Raw genomic sequence first — 1,230 nt, forward strand, 5'->3', positions numbered from 1 at the left:
CCGGCGATACGGGCACCTGCTGGTGGATCCGGCGTCCGGGCCCGGTGATCCGGGGCGTGTGGTGCAGGACCTGGGGCAGCGGGAGGCGCCGTGGAGTGTCGGCGATGCGCCCTTCGTGGTCGCGGCGGTGGTGGACGGCGATCGGGCGGTGCTGACCGGGCCCGACGGCCGGCCGGTGTATCTGGACGCGGCGCGGTTCGCCCGGCTGGTGGCGGCGGATCCGACCCTGGCGGAGTGGCCCGCGGGCGCGCCCGTCGTCCTGGCGGTGGAGTTCGCGGGCCGGGGAGGCCAGGAGTTCGCCCGGGCGGTGGCGGCAGCGACGGGGCGGGTGGTGTACGCGCCGACCGGCGCCGTGCACGTGCAGGCCGAGGTGGACGGCGGCTGGTCCTACGCCCTGCAGACCCCCTACCTGGCCCCGGACGGGAGCGCGCCGCCACTCGATCGCTTCGCTCGGATCGATCCCCCCTCCGGGGACGCCGGGGACGGCGTCCCGGTCCCGGGCCGGCCCCGCACCGCGTCGCCCGGCGACAGCCCCGTACCCGTCGCGGAACCGCCCGGCGCGCCCTTCACCGTACGATTCGCGCCGGGCGACACCGTCGTGGGCGAGGCCGCGGCCCGCAAGGTGTACGAGCTCGCGGCCGGGCTGGCTCCGGAACTGGCCCGGCGGCTACGGGACGGGCTGCCGATGCCCGCGATCACGATCACCGGTCGCGGCAACGGCATGTTCTCCGCCGACGCGCGGGCCCTGGACCGCGCGGTCTCCACCGGCCGGGTCCTGGCCAGCGGCCTGAGCTATCACCTGGCCCGGCTGGACGCCCTGTTCGACGTCCAGCCGCTGATCGAGGTGGTGGACGCCGCCGGCAGCGAGCCCCCTCCCGGCGTCCTGCCCGGGGAAGCCATGGACGTCCGCCTGCGGAGCGCGAGCATCGCCGTCGAGTATCCCGCGGGCCCGCACGAGCAGCCCGCTCCGACGAGCGCCGTCACCCCGACACCGGCAGAGCACGCCGCACCGTCCGTCACCCGGATCCCGGCCGGCGGCTGGATCGGCGAGGACGCCCACCCCCAGGCGTCGGCCGGACATGTCCGAGAGGCCCTGCAGCTTCTGCCACCGCGTCAGGACACGTTCGTGCTGGCGATGCACATCGGTGACGACGGCGCCCCGATCACCCCCCACGAACTGGGCGCGGCCCTGATCTCCGTGTACGAGCGGGGCGGGCTGGACGGCAGACA

The 1,230-nt window shown here is 76.3% G+C and carries 1 protein-coding gene; it reads left to right on the top strand.

The features are described 5' to 3' along the window. Positions 1–58 precede the first annotated feature (58 nt). The coding region (locus ACWD4U_RS34790) for a hypothetical protein (RefSeq protein ID WP_363462314.1) at positions 59–1,230 on the top strand (1,172 nt) is incomplete at its 3' end.

The sequence above is a fragment of the Kitasatospora sp. NPDC002522 genome (assembly GCF_053595195.1).